Here is an 18,022-nt window from a genome sequence, read left to right as displayed (position 1 = left end):
TATATGAGTATGGATACTCATTACAAGACCCGAGCGACATCGAGGCCGCCCGGGTCTTTGTTTCAACTATGAGGACGTTGCCTTACGACCGACGCCCTACATATGACTCAAGCGAGTCTTAGGCCTTGACGGTCGCGACGCCCCTGAAGGACATGCTCGTCGTGCCGATGCCCTTGAAGCCATCGAGGGCCTCGCCGTTGGGCGCGGTGGACGGATCGTCCCAGGAAGCGGAAACGGTCTTGACGTGGACAACGGGGTACAGAACAGCGTTGTCGGCGATGATGTCGAAGCACTCGTTCCACTTCTTCTGCTGCTCGTCGCCCTCGGCGGCAAGAGCCTCGTCCATGAGACCGTGGAGCTTCGCCCACTCAGCGGAATCCTTCCACGGGCAACGGGTCTGCATCCAGACGTTGTCGCCATACCACCAGTTGAGCAGCAGGTCGGGATCGGCGCCGAAGCAGGACGGATCGCCAGGAGCGAGAAGGATATCGTAGGCCTCGCCGCCGTCGATGGCAGCGTAGGTGGCCGGCGAGGTATCGGTCTGGATGGTCACATCGAAGCCGAGAGCGTCGAGGTCGTTCTTGACCTGGGCGGCCATGCCCTTGATCTGCTCGTTGTCGGTGGTGCGCAGGGTGATGGCGCCCGGGGTGATGCCAGACTCTTCGATGAGCTTCTTGGCCTTCTTGGCGTCAGTCTTGTACACCGTGGAAGCCTCATGATAGTTGGTGAAGCTCTTGGGCAGGTAGCAGCTGGCAGCGGTGGCAAGGCCGGCGAAGGTGTTGGTGATCATCTTCTCGGTGTCGAGCGCATACATGACGGCCTGACGGACCTTGACGTTGTTCCAAGGCTCCTTGGCGACGTTGAACATGATGAAGCGGGTGCCGAAACCCTGAACGTTATCGATCTTGCAGCCAGCGCTCTCGAGCTGGTCGACGGCGTCAGCGGTGACGAGCTCCATAACGAGCGTGGAGCCCTCCTGCTGGGCGGTAACGCGAGCGGTGGGGTCGGTCAGGATGCTGTACTGGATCTTCTTATCCTCGGCAGCATACTCACCGTTGTACTCGGGGTTGGGAACCAGGGTGATCTCGGTATCGGAGATAGAGTCGTACATCCAGGGGCCGGAACCGATCGGCTGCTTGGCGCGATCCTCCTCGGCCTGGGTGGCCGGGGTAACACGGATGATGGCCAGACGATCCTTGAGCAGGGAGAAGTTGGGGACCTTGGTCTTGACCGTTACGGTGCTGGCGTCCTTGGCCTCGATGGACTCGAAGGGCTGGAAGAACGGAGCATAGGTAGCGGAAGCAGCGCAAGCGGTGTAGGAGGCAACGACGTCGTCAGCAGTGACCTCGGTGCCATCGGAGAACTTGGCACCCTTGCGGATGGTGACCTCGAAGGTAGTGTCGTCCACGGACTTGGGATCGTCGGTGGCGAGCTCGTTGAAGGTGCTGTAGTCGTGGTAATCGATGCCGTAGAGGCCCTCGATGACGTGCCAGTTAGCACCCAGGCCCACAGCAGAGCCGGTGCTGGCGGGGTCGAAGCTGGACGGAGCGTAAGCGGAACCAGCGGTGATCACGCCGCCGCCACGGTTGGCGGAATCGGTGGAACCGGAAGCGGAACCTTCGTCGCTAGAGCTGCCACCGCAGCCAGTGAGACCAAGCCCTGCGACAGCAGCGACGCTGCCGGTGAGGCCGAGGAACGAACGCCTGGACATACCCTTGTTGATGATGGCCATGTCTTCTCCTATCAATAGAGAATCTTACCCGGGAGCACCTAGACTTGCCCCCGCGCAACTTGCGGACGATATATACCTTACCTACCGACGAACCCAACTGAGGTGCCGCGCTCGGCGACCGATACATACATACGCTTGAACGGTATTTACTACCGTTCACCGAATTCATTGACAAATGATTCGACAGACAGTATGTATCGACGAGGTGAGATATCAGTCTTCGTCAACCCGCAGGATAGCAGTGTTGTTCACCATGGCTAGTCAAACGTTTTAGCGTTAATAAAACCCGAAATCGGCAGGTAATCACCGCGAAACAAATGATTGAAAATTGACCAATCATGTATATCAGTTGTTTAGAAGCGCGTTTAGTTTTTCGGATTGGTTGGCCGATGCCTGGGCGCGCTCGGCATTCCATGCAACAAGTGCCTCGTGGACCGCTTTGGCGACATCGGCCGGAACGCCTCGAACTTCTGCAATCTCCTGCTCGCTTGCCGCGCGCAAACGCTTCATCGAACCAAAATGGCGCATAATGGCACGTTTTCTGGTGGGTCCCACACCCGGAACGTCGTCAAGCACCGAAACCGTCATAGCCTTATCGCGCAACTCGCGGTGGAACGTAATCGCAAATCGGTGGGATTCATCGCGAACCTGCTTGATCAGATAAAGCGAAGCGGAGCCGGTCGGCAGCACGACGGGAGTCTCGTCCCACGGCACGAAAACCTCCTCATCGGCCTTTGCCAAGCCACAAACTGGTATATCGAGGCCGAGTGCCTCGAGTTGCTTAATTGCAGCGGTCAATTGCGGCTTGCCGCCATCGACTACGAGCAAATCGGGGCGCGAGCCAAAGCGCTCGTCCGCCATGCGCTCGGGAGCATAGCGACGCCCCAGAACCTCGGACATCGATACGAAGTCGTTCGCCTCGTCCAATTCGGCCTGAATTTTAAAGCGACGATACTGGCCCTTGTCGGCACGGCCGTTGGTAAATACCACCATCGAAGCGACGGTAAAGGTGCCGTGCAACGTCGAGATATCGAAGCACTCGATGCGCAACGGCGGCGCAGGCAGCGCCAGCGCGCTTTCGAGCTCCAGGAGCGCCTGATTGGTGCGATCGTCAGCATACCCCGTGCGCATCATGTAGCGCATGAGGGCATGGCGCGCATTTTTGGAAGCCATATCGAGCAGGCGGTGCTTTTCGCCGCGCTGTGGCCTATGGAGATGGCAAGAGCGTTCTCGCTTGCCCGCAAGCCACTCCCCCAACGCTTCGGCATCCTCAAGCTCGACAGAGAGATTGATCTCGGCTGGAATATCAGCCGTCTCGTCGTAATAGCGCTTAAGAAAGCCAGATTGAAGCTCTTCCTCATCGACATCCAGGCCTTTATCGAGGATGAACTCACAAGTTCGAACCGTTCGGCCCTCGCGAACGACAAAGACACAGGCGGCAGAGATAGTCTCTTCGCGATAGAAGCCGATGACGTCGATATCGACGCTTGATGGAAAAACGACCTGTTGGCGATCGTCCAGGCCCCTAATGACTTCCAGGCGACGCTTGACGCGAGCCGCACGCTCAAAATCGAGTGTCTCGGCTGCCTCTGTCATCTCGGACGTAAGCTCGTCGACGACATCCTTGCGATGGCCCGACAAGAAACGTTCGACACGCTTGACGTTCTTGGCATAGTCGGCAGGGGAAATCGCACCGACGCATGCGCCCGGCCCGCGCCCGACATGGTAGTCAAAGCAGGGACGCCCGTTTTGCGCGCAAATCATATTGACGATGTCTTCTTCGCCCTTATGAGATTCGACGATGCGGCGGCAGCGGCGCCATTCCGCACAGGATGCCGAGCAAATAGGAATAACCTTGCGTAGCGTATCGATGGTCTCACGCGCCGCGCGGCTATCGGTATAGGGGCCAAAATAGCGCGTTCCCGGTTTATGACGCTCTCGCGTGTATTTAATAGCCGGAAACAAGTCGCTCTTGGTAATGGCGATAAAGGGATAGCTTTTATCGTCTTTGAGATCGACGTTAAAGTACGGATGGTACTGGCCAATCAGATTGCGCTCGAGCACCAATGCCTCGTGCTCGGTCTCCACCACGATATAGTCGAAGCTCGCCACCAGCTGCATCATGAGCGGGATCTTTTGACGCTCGTCCTGCAGCGTCACGTATTGACGCATACGGGCACGCAAGTTTTTTGCCTTGCCCACATAGATGACATCGCCCTTGGCATCTTTCCAAAGGTAGCAGCCGGGTTGCGTGGGAACGCGCGAAACCTGCTCGGCAAGTGATGGAATGTTGTCGTGACCTGCCACGCGCACCTACTTGCGACGAAGCAGCGCCGAGACCTCGGGCATCTTAAAGACGAAGGCAAGACCAAAAGTTACAGCGAGCGAGACGACGCCTGCAACACAAACGTAGCCCAGGGTAATGAGGATCGAGCTGCCAAGCATTCCGACAAAGTGCTCAAGTGCCCACATGACGCCGGCGCCCGCGGCAGCGCCCAAGCCACCGAACAACAGGCCGAAGAAACCGCCGTGCAGGATAGACTTGACCTGAAGGCCATGCAGACGACGGCGCAGCCACCACAGTGAGCATCCGACCAAGACCACGTAGTCAACGACGTACGAAAGCGCAATTGCCGGCATACCGTAGCCCAATACCACGCCAAACAGCAGCACCGAACCGGCCTGACCGATAGCGGAGTACAGGCAATAGCGGCTATAAGGTTTCATATCGAGCAGGGCCGAGAAGCTCTTCTGCATCAGCACGACCACGCCGTAGAGCGGCAGGGAAAGTGCCAGATAGATAAGGAACTCCGACACCAGCGCCACACCGGATTCATCGAACTTGCCGGCGCAGTAGATCATGTTGAGCGGACGGGCGAAGACGATCAGGTACATCGCAAACGGAATCAGGAAGAAGAGCATCTGGGCGACACCGCGCGAAATGCCCGTGCGGACGCTGTCGTAATCCTTCTCCTGCGCATCGTGAGAGAGTTCGGTATAGAGTGCCGTCGAAAGCGAGGCGGCGATCAGCGCATAGGGCAGCGTGTACCACAGGCGCGCATATGCGATGACGGAAGGGCCGGTCTCGGGCTGCACCACCAGCGCGGCGGCATTGGTAATGGAGGTCGAGACAAACATGCACACCGTGGCGAGCAGCGTCGGGATACCAAGCGCAATCGTCTGTCGCAGCGCGGGGTCCTTAAAGTCGATATGGATATGAGGATGCACGCCATGCTTGCCGAGCGCGGGAATCTGGCAGGCCATCTGGACAAAGACGCCGAGGGTCGTACCGGCTGCGATCAAGATAATGCCGACCCGCTCGCCAAATTGTGCAGACACGGGAGCAAAGCCCATAAAGCTGGCGATGACGATGACATTGTTGAGAACCGGGGCAAACGTCGACCAGAAGTAGTCGCGGTGTGCGTTGAGAACACCCGAGAACACCGAGCCCAAACCATAAAACAGAATTTGGATAGCAAAGAAGCGGAACATGAACGCAGCGGTATCCATGCTGTCGCCATTACCCGAAAGGAACGACTGCGTCCAAATAAAGCCGGGAGCAAACACGGTGCCCAGCAGCGAGATGCCGCCCAGCACCAGAAGCAGAATACCGAGCAGGTTGCCGACATACTCGTTCGATGCCTCGCGGCCCTGCTCACGCCTCACGCCCATATACACCGGCAAAAACGCCGTAACGAGCATGCCGCCCATCACGAGCTCGTAGAGCATGTTGGGCAGGTTGTTGGCAACCTGATAGGAGGACGAGAGCAGCGACATGCCGATGGCGGCCGCCATGGCCCACGTGCGGATAAACCCGGTGACGCGCGACACGATGGTCAGCACGGTCATGAGGCCAGCAGAACGACCAACCGTGGAGTAGTCCGACGAACCCATATCGTCTACGTCGTCCTGAGAGCCCTCATGAACCTCATCTTGTGGCGGCAAATCGTCCACGACGGTAAAGGAGCCAGTCATCGCAAAGGGATCGTCGACCAAAACGGCGTCATCAGCAGGCGCGGCGTCATCGCTGGTCAGCATGTTGTTACCAGATACGGCATCATCATCGAATATGGCATGGTCGCCAAACACCGTGTCAACTTCTTTGGCGGCGACGGTTCGGGCAGAAAACGACAGAGGGTCCCAGTCGTCATCACCGTCGATGGCCACGCCCTCGACGGGATCGGTCGAACCAAGCGGCGACCATTCGTCATCCGAAAGAAGCGGTTCGCCATCATCATGAGCCGCGGGCTTGGCGGAACGAGCGGCAGGAGCGCTCTTCGGCGTGCTCTTTCCCTGGGCTGCCATCAAAAACACCGCCGTCTCATCGGGACGCGGCACACGAGGAGCCTCGGAGGCGATCGGCATCACGCTGGCGCTAGATTGAGCGGCAGCCAAAAAGACAGCTGTCTCATCGGGACGAGCCGAAGAAAGAACCGTGCGGGGAAGCGCCGTGCCGACACCGGCGGCACGCAAGTACACGGCCGTCTCGCCCGGGTCAGCGGCAGCGGACCAAGCGTTTCGAATCTCGTTATCGAACGAAGCGGCCTCGGGCGCGGGCACCTGAGGAGCCGACCCTTTTGCAAAGTGAGCTCCGGACTTTGATTCTTCCTGCGGCATCGCTCAGTCCTCTCTCGTGATCGGGGCAACCGTCGCCCCGCAAAATGCAACTAAGTCATCGGGAGCAAGCTCAAGCTGATAGCCGCGCTTGCCACCCGAGATAAAAATGGTATCCCAAAGGACGCATGTCTCATCAATCAGCGTCCGGAAGCGTTTTTTCATACCGACCGGGCTGCAACCGCCGCGGACATACCCCGTCGAGGCAAGCAAATCTTTGACATGCATCATGGTCAGCGACTTTTCGCCTGCGGCGCGCGCGGCGGCCTTGAGGTCGAGCTCGTCGGCAACGGGAATGCAGCACACGACATGGTCGTTGGACGGCGTCGTGCAGACCAGGGTCTTAAATCCCTGACCGGGCTCCTCGCCAAGCTGCTCGGAAATCGCGACGCCCAGACCTGACGATTCATCGCCATCGTCTTCGTACGTATGGAGAACATAGGAGATGCCGGCGCTTTCCAGCTCGCGCATCGCATTGGTTTTTGGCGTCTTAACAGCCTTTGCCATGGCACATCCTTTCCCTCGCAGAGCGACGCAAGGATTAAGTATAGGGCCAATTCCGCCGCATATGCCATCTCGACACACAGAAGCGCCACCGAATCAGAAGGAATCGGTGGCGCGTCGGTACTACAACGTCTCTTTACCGTGCGTCGAGCTGCGCCTGACGCTCACGGTCACGCTTGAGCAGCGGCGCCAAGAACTTGCCCGTGTAGCTCTGCGAACATGCCGCGACTTCCTCCGGCGTGCCTGAGACCACGACGGTTCCGCCGCCATTGCCGCCTTCGGGGCCCATATCGATCAGGCGGTCGGCAACCTTGATGACATCAAGGTTGTGCTCGATCACCAGAACCGTGTTGCCCGCATCGACCAGGCGCTGCAAAACGTCGAGCAGCTGGCGAACATCCTCAAAATGAAGGCCGGTTGTAGGCTCGTCCAAAATGTAGAACGTCTTACCTGTCTGACGACGATGAAGCTCCTTGGCGAGCTTCACGCGCTGCGCCTCGCCGCCCGAAAGCGTCGTAGCGGGCTGGCCCAAGCTCACGTAGCCCAGACCCACGTCATATAGGGTCTGCAGTTTGCGCTTAATCTGCGGGATATTCCCAAAGAAAGCCAGTGCCTCGGTGACACTCATGTCGAGCACATCCGAGATTGTCTTGCCGCGGTAGGTAACCTCGAGTGTCTCGCGGTTATAACGCTTGCCGCCACATACCTCACAGGGGACATAGATATCGGGAAGGAAGTGCATCTCGATCTTAATCTGTCCATCGCCCTTGCACGCCTCGCAGCGACCGCCGCTTACGTTAAAGGAGAAACGTCCCGGCGAGTAGCCGCGCGCCTTCGACTCCGGCGTGCTTGCAAATAGCGCACGCAGATCATCCCACAGGCCAATATAGGTCGCAGGGTTCGAACGCGGCGTGCGGCCGATCGGCGACTGGTCGATATCGATTACCTTATCGATGCACTCGATGCCCTCAATCTTCTTGTACGGCCCCACGGGACGCGTCGAACGGTGGATGGCATTCGTAAGCGCGGGCGCAATCGTATCGGTGACCAGGGAGCTCTTGCCCGATCCCGAAACACCGGTAACGACTGTGAGCGTACCGAACTCAATCTTGGCGGTAACGTTTTTGAGGTTGTTAGCGCGGGCGCCCGTAATCTTAAGACAGCCGCGGCCGGGCTTGCGGCGCTCATCGGGCACGCGGATCATCCGCTTGCCGGTCAAATAGGCACCCGTCATGGAATCGGGGCACGCCATAATATCGGCAGGCGTTCCCGCGGCGACCACGTGTCCGCCGTTAACGCCCGCACCGGGACCCATATCGATCACGTAGTCGGCAGCGCGAATGGTATCTTCGTCGTGCTCGACGACGATAACGGTATTACCGATATCGCGCAAGCGCTCGAGCGTCTTGATCAGGCGCTCGTTATCGCGTTGGTGAAGGCCGATCGACGGCTCGTCCAGAATGTACAGAACGCCCATGAGGCCGGCACCGATCTGCGTTGCCAGGCGAATACGCTGGGCCTCGCCGCCGGAAAGCGTCGCCGAGGCGCGATCAAGCGTCAGATAGTCGAGTCCGACATCGACCAGAAAACGCAGGCGCTCCAGGATTTCCTTGACGATGCGCCCGCCGATGAACTGCTGACGCTCGGTAAGCTCCAGGCCCTCAAAAAACTCGAGCGACTCGCGACACGACAGGCAGCAGACATCGTAAATGGACTTGCCGCCCACGGTGACGGCAAGCATCTCGGGACGCAGGCGAGCACCATGACAGCTCGAGCATGGCTCTTCGCGAATGTATTTCTCCAAGCGAGCCCTGGTGTTCTCGTTCGTCGTCTCGTTGTAGCGCTCGTACAGGATGTTGCGCACGCCCGAGAACTTAGTGTCCCACTGGCTGCGACGCCCATCGAGCTTTTGATAGTCGACCGAAATCTTCGTGTCGCCCATGCCATCCAAAAACGCACGACGCACCCGCGGGGGCAGGTCCTCCCATGGCGTATCGGCACTCACCTTAAAGTGTTTGCAGACCGCAGCAAAAATCTGCGGATAATAGTTTGAATTGCCGAACAGGCTGCCAAAGACTCCGTCGGCAATCGACTTTGAGGGGTCTTCAATCAGCGCCTCGGCATCGACTGTCTTTTTAAAGCCCAGGCCATCGCACTCGGGACATGCACCATAGGGCGCGTTGAACGAGAAATCGCGCGGCTGCAGGTCGTCGATGGAATGCCCGTGCTCCGGGCACGCCAGTGCCAGCGAATACTCCAGCAACTCGCCCTCGGTTCCCTCGGGAGCGTCGCGGTCGGGCAGCATGTACACGTTCACGTTACCGTGCGCCAGTGCCGTCGCCTGCTCGACGGACTCGGCAATGCGACCCAGGGAATTCTCTCGAATCACGATACGGTCGACCACGACCTCAATGTCGTGTTTGAATTTCTTGTCCAGGTCGATAGGGTCGTCAAGCGAGCGCACCTCGCCGTCGACGCGCACACGGCTAAAGCCCTCCGCACGCAGGTCCTCAAACAGCTTGGCATATTCGCCCTTGCGTCCACGAACCACCGGCGCCAACACAAACGCGCGACGGCCCTCCCCTGCCGCCAGCACCTTATCGGCGACCTGATCGGTCGTCTGACGTTCAATGACACGACCGCACTCAGGACAGTGCGGCGTTCCCACGCGAGCAAACAGCAGACGCAGATAGTCGTAAATCTCGGTTACGGTGCCCACCGTCGAGCGTGGGTTTTTGGACGTCGTCTTCTGGTCGATCGACACGGCCGGCGACAGGCCGTCAATCGAGTCCAGATCGGGCTTGTCCATCTGGCCCAAAAACTGACGCGCATAGCTCGAAAGGCTCTCGACATAACGACGCTGGCCCTCGGCATAGATGGTATCGAACGCCAGTGAGCTCTTGCCCGATCCGGAAAGACCGGTTATGACCACGAGCTGGTCACGCGGAATGGAAACATCGATATCGCGCAGGTTATGCTCGCGCGCGCCGCGAATAACGATAGAAGAATCAGACATGGAAGCTCCTTGCCTCCTACAGCTTCAAATCACACTGACGATGAGTTTAGCGCACTCGACGCGCACAGATGTTCGTGATACAAGATTCGCAGACCTTTTGCGCTGTCTGACGCCGCAGACCGCACGCTCGGTCCGTACTTTCGAATACCGCCGATCGCCTGCCACGCATCATGAATGACTCCCGCTCGCAAACGAGGGTACAATGACGCTCGTGTCACACCGCGGGGCTCCGGCCCCAACATATACAAAGGAGTCAAACATGGGTTGCGAGCACGCACAGGCAGCCGGCGGGCAAACGTCGCCGTCGCAATTTGAGGAGAATACGCTGTCCGAGGTCAAGCGCGTTATCGCCGTGCTTTCCGGTAAGGGCGGCGTCGGCAAGTCATTCGTCACCGGCGCCATCGCCACGGAGCTTTCCCGCCACGGTCACAAGGTCGGCGTCCTCGATGCCGATATTACCGGCCCCTCTATCCCTAAGATGTTCGGCATGAGCGGACGTCACGTCCATGCCCTCGGCAATCTTATGCTGCCCGAAATCTCCGAGCACGGCGTCAAGGTTATGAGCTCTAACCTGCTGCTCCAAAACGAAACCGACCCCGTGCTCTGGCGCGGCCCGGTTATCGCGGGTGCCATCAGGCAGTTCTGGAGCGAAACCTCATGGGGCCCCATCGACTACCTGCTGGTCGACATGCCTCCGGGAACGGGCGACGTCGCCCTCACGGTCTTCCAGTCGCTGCCCGTCGATGGCATCGTCATCGTCACGAGCCCGCAGGATCTGGTCTCGATGATCGTCGCCAAGGCGGTCAACATGGCCGAGAAGATGAACGTGCCCATTCTGGGAATCGTCGAAAACATGAGCTATATCGAGTGCCCCGATTGCGGCAAGAAGATCGAAGTCTTTGGCAAGAGCAAGCTCCCCGAGGTCGCCGAGCGTTACAACCTCGAGATTCTAGGGCAGCTTCCCATCAATCCGGCACTCGCCGAGGCTTGCGACAAGGGCGAGGTTGAGACCGCACTGCCCGACGGTATGCTGCCCCAAGCCGTCTCTGCTGTCGAGGCCATTGCCCCGCACGAGACCGCCGAGGCCTAAGTGAACACAAACGCCTCCTATGACGTCTTGGTAATCGGCGGCGGGGCCTCGGGTCTCGCCGCCGCCATTACGGCCGCACGCGCAGGCAAAAGCGTCTGCATCGTTGAGCGAGATGTTGCCTGCGGCCTTAAACTCCTTGCGACCGGCAACGGCCGCTGCAACCTTTCCAACGAATCAATTGATTTCCAGCGGTACAACCACCCCGCATTCGTCGAATCCGTCATGGGTCCCCGGCCCGAGCAAGAGCTCGGCAGTTTCTTCTCCTCGCTGGGCATCATGACGACCTCCGAGGAGGGCCGCCTGTATCCGCGCTCCCTTCGTGCCGAATCGGTGCGCGATGCGCTTCTCAACGCTTGCAATCACCTGGGTATCACCTTGATCTGTGGAGCAAACGTTGCCTCGGCATTCAAAGCCCCCGAGGGCTGGACACTCCAAATAGACCGTCCCGCGCGAGCACTCAAGGCAAAAAAGCACGACGACCGAAAATCGGAGGTCCGCTCACTTCGGAAGGCGCTCGCCGACACCCCTCGCAAGAACGAGACGCTGCAGGCAAAGGCCGTAATTATCGCTACGGGCGGCAGCCCCGCCGACATCGCGAAGACGTTCAATCTTTCCCTCACACCGCAGCGCCCCGTCCTCTGCCCCGTGTCGGCATCGGTCTTCGGCGACCAGACTGCGCTCAAGACGCTGGATGGCCTGCGCGTCCGCGCCCGCTTGACGCTCACCCGCAATCACGAGGAGCTCTGGCGCGAAGACGGCGAAGTGCTCTTCCGAACCTTTGGCATCTCGGGCGTTGCCGCCTTTAACCTCTCCCGTCGCGTCCAGCGCGGAGACACGATTCTGCTCGACGTTTTCCCCGACCTCTCCAAAGACGAGTTGCTCGATATGCTCAACCAGCGAGTTGAGTTGCTCGGCGGCTTTTCACCCCGCGACCCCCGCTGGCTCGACGGCATGCTCGCCCCGCAGTTCTCTCGCGTTGTCTGCACCGCATTCGAACAGTGCCACCCCGGGTCGCACGACGTCATCCATCTGGTCTCAATCCTCAAGCACTTTAAGCTGCTCGTCGAGGGAACGACAGAGGAGCGTTCGGCCCAGGTCACGCGCGGCGGCGTGCCCATCGAGAGCGTCTCAGCTCCCAACCTCTGCGTGAGCAACGCGGCAGGCGCCCCACTTTACATCTGTGGCGAGGCACTCGACATCGATGCCGATTGCGGCGGTTTCAACCTTGCGTGGGCTTGGATCTCGGGTATTCGCGCTGCAAGCAGCCTATAGCCGCGCAGTCTATAATCAAAACGCATTCGGGCCGTCTGGGACACCGGGCGGCCTCTTTCTTGCATCTAAGGAGACCTCGATGATCGAAATCACCCAAGTCCACGCGTCACTCGATGAGGCCGGCGACGAAACCGCCTGCCTTGCTATTGGTAGACGCGCCGTCAAACGAGCCCTGCGATGCGAGGATTCCCAGATTAAAGCCATTGAGCTCCATCGCAAGTCAATCGACGCCCGTAAAAAGCGAGATGTCCATTTTATTTTGAGCTTTCGAGTTGAACTGACAAGCTCCCGACTCGAGCAGGAGGTGGTCGACCGCGTCGCCGAGCGCGACCGCTCGCGCATCCGCATGGTAGACGGCGAGGCGCCTTCATTCCCCAACCCTGTCCCGAATGCACCCAAGGAGCGTCCCGTCGTTGTCGGCGCCGGTTGCGCCGGTCTCTTCGCCGCCCTGACCCTTGCCGAAGCGGGCCTTAAACCCCTGCTCATCGAGCGCGGCGACCCCGCACTTCGCCGCTCGGAAGCGATTGATCTCTTTCTTAAGGAGCGTATCCTCGACCCCGAAAGCAATATCCAATTTGGCCTGGGCGGCGCAGGGACCTTCTCGGACGGCAAGCTCAACACGGGAACCAAGAATCCTGCCCATCGACTGATTCTTGAGACCTTCGTCGAAGCGGGCTCACCTCGCGATATCCTGTGGGACGCCAAGCCGCACATTGGCTCCGACATCCTCCCCATCGTCGTCACCAACATTTCTCAGCGCATCGAGCAGCTCGGTGGAACCGTCCGTTATCGAACAAAGCTCGTCAATATTCGAACCGATGGTTCTGGCGCCATCACCGGCATCGATGTTCAGCCACCCCAAGAAACCACAAGCGAGACAATCGCCACAAAGCACCTCATTCTCGCCTGCGGCCATTCCGCCCGCGACGTATTCGAGCTTCTCAAAGAACATAACGTTGCCCTCGCGCAAAAGACCTTTGCCATGGGTGTGCGCATCGAGCATCCTCAGCGCGACATCGACCGTGCCCAATATGGCCCTTCGGCAGGGCACCCGGCACTCGGAGCAGCCCCCTACAAGCTTGTCGCCCATCTCCCCAACGACCGCAGCGTGTTCTCGTTTTGCATGTGCCCCGGCGGGCAGGTTGTCGCGGCTTCTTCCGAGCAGGGCCATCTGTGCGTCAACGGTGCCAGCCTCAATGCCCGCGACGGGCGCAACGCAAATGCCGCCCTACTCGTCAACGTCACACCTGACGACCTTCCCGGCGATGATCCGCTCGCAGGCATTGAGCTCCAGCGCGCCTGCGAGCGAGCCGCCTATCGTCTGGGTGGCTCCAACTGGAACGCGCCGGCACAGCTCGTCGGGGATTTCCTTACGGGGCGCGCCAGCACGGCACCCGGAAAGATAAAACCAACCTATCCACTTGGCGTGACCTGGACGGCGATCGACGATGCCCTCCCGCAGCATATCGTCGAATCGCTTCGTTTGGGAATCCCCCTGCTCGGTAAGAAGCTGCGTGGCTATGACCGCCCCGATGCTGTCCTCACTGGCGTGGAGACGCGTTCGAGCTCCCCGGTTACGGTCATCCGCGATCGAACATGCCACGCCGTGTCGACCCCGGGCCTTTACCCTTGCGGCGAGGGTGCCGGATATGCCGGCGGCATCATGAGTGCCGCCACCGACGGCATCCGTTGCGCTGAGGCGCTGATAGCAGACCTCTAGTGCACGAACTCTCGCGTCCGAACGACACAGGCCCCGAGCTCCACAGGGAACTCGGGGCCTGTTCACTACTTCCTGAATCGTGCACCCTGGCGTTTTCTGCCCGAAGCAAAGGTAGAGCCCTTGCGAGCCTGCGAACGCAAACGCTCAATCGTTTCGTCCTCAGATGCGCCCTCAAGCATCGCCCGAATCTGAACGACGGCATCGCGCAGACGCGCCGCCTCCTCAAAGTCCATGGCGGCGGAAGCGTTACGCATGTCTTCCTCCATGGTCTCGACGATCCGCACGAGCTCGTCATGCGGTAGCCCTTCCAGCTGCTCGGCAAGCGTTTGCTCGGGCGCCACCGTCTCCGGCGCGGCGCCCTCGCCGTTTTCATCGGGCGTATAGAACGCACCATGGCCCAGAGAGTCGCCCTTCGAGCGTCCCTTCGAGCCCACAGTCTTTTCGGCCTCGGCAATAAAACTCGAGATGTCGTTAATGGCCTTGCGGACCGTCTTGGGCACAATGCCATGCTCTTCGTTATATGCCATCTGAATCTCACGACGGCGCTGCGTCTCCTCGATGGCTTCTTTCATCGAATCGGTCACAACGTCTGCATACATGATGACCTCGCCGTCGGCATTACGGGCCGCACGGCCAATCGTCTGAATCAACGAACGGCGATTGCGCAAGAAACCTTCCTTGTCGGCGTCGAGAATTGCCACCAGCGAGACCTCGGGAAGGTCAAGACCCTCGCGAAGCAGGTTAATGCCAACGAGAACATCGATCTTTCCCTCGCGCAGCGTTCGCAAGATCTCGACACGGTCCATCGTCGCCGTATCGGAATGCATGTAGTTGACCTTAATGCCGGCATCAAGCAGATGGTCGGTCAGGTCCTCGGCCATGCGCTTGGTGAGCGTGGTCACCAGCACGCGCTCCTTGCGGGCAACGCGCTCGCGAATCTCGTCCTCAAGATCGTCAATCTGCCCACGAACCGGACGCACATCGATCTTGGGGTCGAGCAGACCGGTCGGACGAATAATCTGCTCAACGTCGTTCTGGCTAACCCGCAGCTCATAGTCGCCCGGCGTGGCCGAAACGTAGATGAACTGGGGAATCCTCGCCTCAAACTCATCGAAACGAAGCGGGCGGTTATCGAGTGCCGAAGGCAGACGAAAACCATGCTCAACCAGCGTCACCTTACGCGAGCGGTCGCCTTCGTGCATGCCGCGGATCTGCGGCACCGTTACATGGCTCTCGTCGATGATGCAGAGCATATCCTTAGGAAAGTAATCGATCAGGGTAAACGGCGGCTCGCCCGGTTTTCGGCCGTCCAGATGACGCGAGTAGTTCTCGATACCGTTACAGAAACCCATGGTCTCGAGCATCTCGAGATCATAGTCGGTGCGCTGCTGCAGACGCTGCGCCTCGAGCAGCTTATCAGTCGCCTTGAGCTCGGCCACACGCTTCTCGCACTCTTCGCTGATTGATTTCAGAGCCGCTTTGACCTTAGGCTTCTCAGTCACGTAGTGCGAGGCCGGCCACACGGGAATGGCCTCGTACTCACGCAGCATCTCGCCGGTGACCTCGTCGATCTCGGCAATCAGCTCGACCTCGTCGCCAAAGAACTCAAACCGCAACGGATGCTCGGCATAGGGCGGATACACGTCGACGACATCGCCGCGCACGCGGAAGGTGCCACGTGCCAAATCATAGTCATTGCGATCGTACTGAATATCGATAAGCGCATGGATAAAGTCATCGCGCTCGAGCGGCACCTTCTTGTCGACGTTCGGAGCTAGGCCCGCATAGTCCTCGGGGGAGCCAATGCCATAGATACACGAGACCGATGCGACGACGATCACATCGCGTCGAGATAGCAGCGATGCCGTCGCCTGATGGCGCAGCATCTCGACCTCTTCGTTAATCGAGGAGTCTTTCTCGATATACGTATCACTCTGCGGTACATATGCCTCGGGCTGATAGTAATCGTAGTACGACACAAAATAGACCACGGCGTTGTTAGGGAAGAATTCCTTGAGCTCGCTCGCGAGCTGAGCGGCAAGCGTTTTATTGGGAGCCATGACCAGCGTCGGCTTCCCCAGGGCCTCAATAGTCTTAGCCATCGTGAAAGTCTTGCCCGAACCAGTCACGCCCAGCAAAACCTGATAGCGATCTCCGTCCCTCACACCCTGCACAAGCGACTCAATGGCCTTAGGCTGGGAACCAGCGGGCTCGTATGGAGACACGACCTTAAACGGCACCTCAGAGCCCTCAACGCCAAAACGTTTAAGCTCTCCTCCAACACGCTCAACTTCAAATTCCGCCATGGATACTCCTAACTAATATATCTGCAGTATACGCAGGCGGCAGGCATAGTCCTATACGAACCGATCGGGATAGAGAGTCTTGTAGCGAACCCAGGCATTATTGACACGAATCAGATACGCCTGCGTCTCGGGAAAGGTGATTGCATTATGAAGTGACGTGCTCTGCTGCGCCCATCCGTCGACATTGCCCATGCCGGCGTTATAGGCGGCAATGGCACTGTCAGTCGACCCGTTAAAATACGTCAGAAGATACGAAAGATACGCACAGCCAAACTCGATGTTCGTAGCGGGATCGTTAAGGTCGTCGGCTGAATACTCGCTGCCATCGACAAGACCCTTGGCAATCATATCCTGGGCAGTCTCGGGCATCAGCTGCATCAAGCCCTGTGCGCCTTGATTCGACTCGGCCTCGGGATCCCAATTCGATTCCGACTTTATGACGGCACACACCAGATACGGATCAAGATTGTGCGAAATGCTCGATTGCTTTACGTACGCCTCGTAGTCAATTGGATACAAAGGCTTAAAGAAGGCGGCGGGAGCATACGAGTAGACGAGCGAAATAAGGCCGAAGACGAACATAACGGCAAGTGGCGCCACGCGATACCACGTAAAGAAATGTGTCTTAGGCATCGGTCTCCTCCCTATCCACTACATCCCCGAAGCCATGACGCGCAAGCAATGCGTCCAGTTGTTCAAAGAGCGAGTTATCGCCTGCCTCATTATCGATTACCGTCGTAGCGAGATTGCAAAGCGAAGCCTCATCAGGTTGGCATGCTGAGCGCGCATCAAAATCAGAGGACTCCATACCACGATGAATGGCACGCTCGCGACGAACTGCTAAAGGAGCGCTGATAACCAGAATTTCATCAGCCAGGCCAAAAGCATCCTCAAAACCAGTCGGGGCAGAAACTTCGACAACCGCAAAGGGATAACGGGGGGACGAAACCGTGCAGCAAACCGGATCGAGAATCCTCAGTGACAGCTGTTCGATGAGAACCGGATGAACGATGTCGTTGAGCCGCGCAACTGTATCAGGAGAGGCGAAAGCTCGAGCAGCGAGGACATTGCGGCGAATGCCGCCCTCCCCGTCCAGAATGTCCCAACCGAATTCTTCAGCGAGGGCATTGACGATATCGGAGCCCTGCACATACAGCGATTTGGCAAGCTCATCAAGATCGATAAGCATGGCGCCATGAGATTCGAGGTAGCGGCAGGCAGTCGACTTACCCGAAGCAATATTGCCCAAGACAAAAACGGTAAACATCAAGTCCTCCCTAACGCCAATGGGAGTTATTATCGCGCAAATACAAAAGAAGGACTCAAAATACAGCCAAACAGTAAGACAAGCTAAACGAAGGCGAGTTCTTGTATTACAACTCTCTATCAAACGCAAAAAGGGGGAGGCCGCGAGGCCTCCCCCTTCTTCAATCCGTTGCGACGGCTCGGTGCCGTCCACCGGTCAGCGGCGCCCTGGCCTCCCACGGGCTGACCCCGCAGTACTCTCGGCGCGATGGGGCTTAGCTTCCGGGTTCGGAACGGGACCGGGCGTGCCCCCCATGCTCTGGCCGCTGACCGGTGGGCGGCGCCCACCGTTACGGTGTCCTGGGTCTCATCTACGTGCCCTGGGGGCCGCATGGCGCATAGGAAAGGGAACTGACTCGGGGGCATCCTCGTGCCCGGACCGCGCGTGAGCGCTGGGTCCCGCGGGCCGCGAGGTGCGGTTCCGGAAGAGCTCGGGCGATTAGTGCGGCTCGGCTGAGGACGT

Annotated in this window: 11 protein-coding genes and 1 rRNA gene; 3 read left to right on the top strand and 9 right to left on the bottom strand. The window is 58.9% G+C overall.

All coding sequences use genetic code 11. From position 1 onward, the window contains the following. Positions 1-118 precede the first annotated feature (118 nt). The 5 genes from ACEXKH_RS02465 to uvrA form a co-directional block, all read right to left on the bottom strand. Positions 119-1,732, bottom strand: a complete 1,614-nt coding sequence (locus ACEXKH_RS02465) for an ABC transporter substrate-binding protein (protein ID WP_117848731.1) — start codon at positions 1,730-1,732, stop codon at positions 119-121. Positions 1,733-2,077: 345 nt separating this feature from the next. Further along, the gene (gene uvrC / locus ACEXKH_RS02460) at positions 2,078-4,039 is read right to left on the bottom strand and encodes an excinuclease ABC subunit UvrC (protein WP_373572965.1); all 1,962 of its coding nucleotides are present in this window, start codon (positions 4,037-4,039) and stop codon (positions 2,078-2,080) included. A 6-nt stretch (positions 4,040-4,045) separates the two neighbouring features. Further along, positions 4,046-6,349 (bottom strand): murein biosynthesis integral membrane protein MurJ, encoded by a 2,304-nt coding sequence (murJ, locus tag ACEXKH_RS02455; RefSeq protein WP_373572964.1) that lies wholly within the window; start codon positions 6,347-6,349, stop codon positions 4,046-4,048. A gap of 3 nt (positions 6,350-6,352) precedes the next feature. Then, positions 6,353-6,853, bottom strand: a complete 501-nt coding sequence (gene ybaK, locus ACEXKH_RS02450) for a Cys-tRNA(Pro) deacylase (RefSeq protein ID WP_373572963.1) — start codon at positions 6,851-6,853, stop codon at positions 6,353-6,355. Positions 6,854-6,986: 133 nt separating this feature from the next. Then, positions 6,987-9,866, bottom strand: coding sequence for an excinuclease ABC subunit UvrA (gene uvrA / locus ACEXKH_RS02445; RefSeq protein ID WP_373572962.1), 2,880 nt, complete (start codon positions 9,864-9,866; stop codon positions 6,987-6,989). 259 nt (positions 9,867-10,125) lie between these two features. On the opposite strand from uvrA, the gene ACEXKH_RS02440 reads away from it, so the two are divergent. The 3 genes from ACEXKH_RS02440 to ACEXKH_RS02430 all read left to right on the top strand — a co-directional run bounded on the left by ACEXKH_RS02440 (position 10,126) and on the right by ACEXKH_RS02430 (position 13,948). Next, entirely contained in the window at positions 10,126-10,956 is an 831-nt protein-coding gene (locus tag ACEXKH_RS02440; RefSeq protein WP_196022673.1) for an Mrp/NBP35 family ATP-binding protein, read from the top strand. Further along, positions 10,957-12,228 (top strand): NAD(P)/FAD-dependent oxidoreductase, encoded by a 1,272-nt coding sequence (locus tag ACEXKH_RS02435; protein ID WP_373572961.1) that lies wholly within the window; start codon positions 10,957-10,959, stop codon positions 12,226-12,228. Positions 12,229-12,307: 79 nt separating this feature from the next. Further along, positions 12,308-13,948, top strand: a complete 1,641-nt coding sequence (locus ACEXKH_RS02430) for an NAD(P)/FAD-dependent oxidoreductase (RefSeq protein WP_373572960.1) — start codon at positions 12,308-12,310, stop codon at positions 13,946-13,948. 65 nt (positions 13,949-14,013) lie between these two features. On the opposite strand, the gene uvrB is transcribed toward ACEXKH_RS02430, so the two are convergent. From uvrB to rrf, 4 genes are all read right to left on the bottom strand, one after another. After that, on the bottom strand, positions 14,014-16,254 hold the full coding sequence (uvrB, locus tag ACEXKH_RS02425) for an excinuclease ABC subunit UvrB (RefSeq protein WP_373572959.1): 2,241 nt from the start codon (positions 16,252-16,254) through the stop codon (positions 14,014-14,016). 51 nt (positions 16,255-16,305) lie between these two features. Next, positions 16,306-16,887: a lytic transglycosylase domain-containing protein gene (locus ACEXKH_RS02420; RefSeq protein WP_373572958.1), complete on the bottom strand. Its 582-nt coding sequence runs from the start codon at positions 16,885-16,887 to the stop codon at positions 16,306-16,308. Continuing rightward, the gene (gene coaE / locus ACEXKH_RS02415; protein WP_373572957.1) at positions 16,880-17,521 is read right to left on the bottom strand and encodes a dephospho-CoA kinase; all 642 of its coding nucleotides are present in this window, start codon (positions 17,519-17,521) and stop codon (positions 16,880-16,882) included. Before coaE ends, ACEXKH_RS02420 begins: the two co-directional genes overlap by 8 nt. 193 nt (positions 17,522-17,714) lie before the next feature. Continuing rightward, positions 17,715-17,830 (bottom strand): 5S ribosomal RNA (gene rrf, locus ACEXKH_RS02410). Between the last annotated feature and the right edge of the window lie 192 nt (positions 17,831-18,022).

It is taken from the genome of Collinsella aerofaciens ATCC 25986 (assembly GCF_964259375.1).
Lineage (GTDB): Bacteria > Actinomycetota > Coriobacteriia > Coriobacteriales > Coriobacteriaceae > Collinsella > Collinsella aerofaciens_BO.
This window is presented reverse-complemented; position numbering and strand designations above follow the sequence as displayed.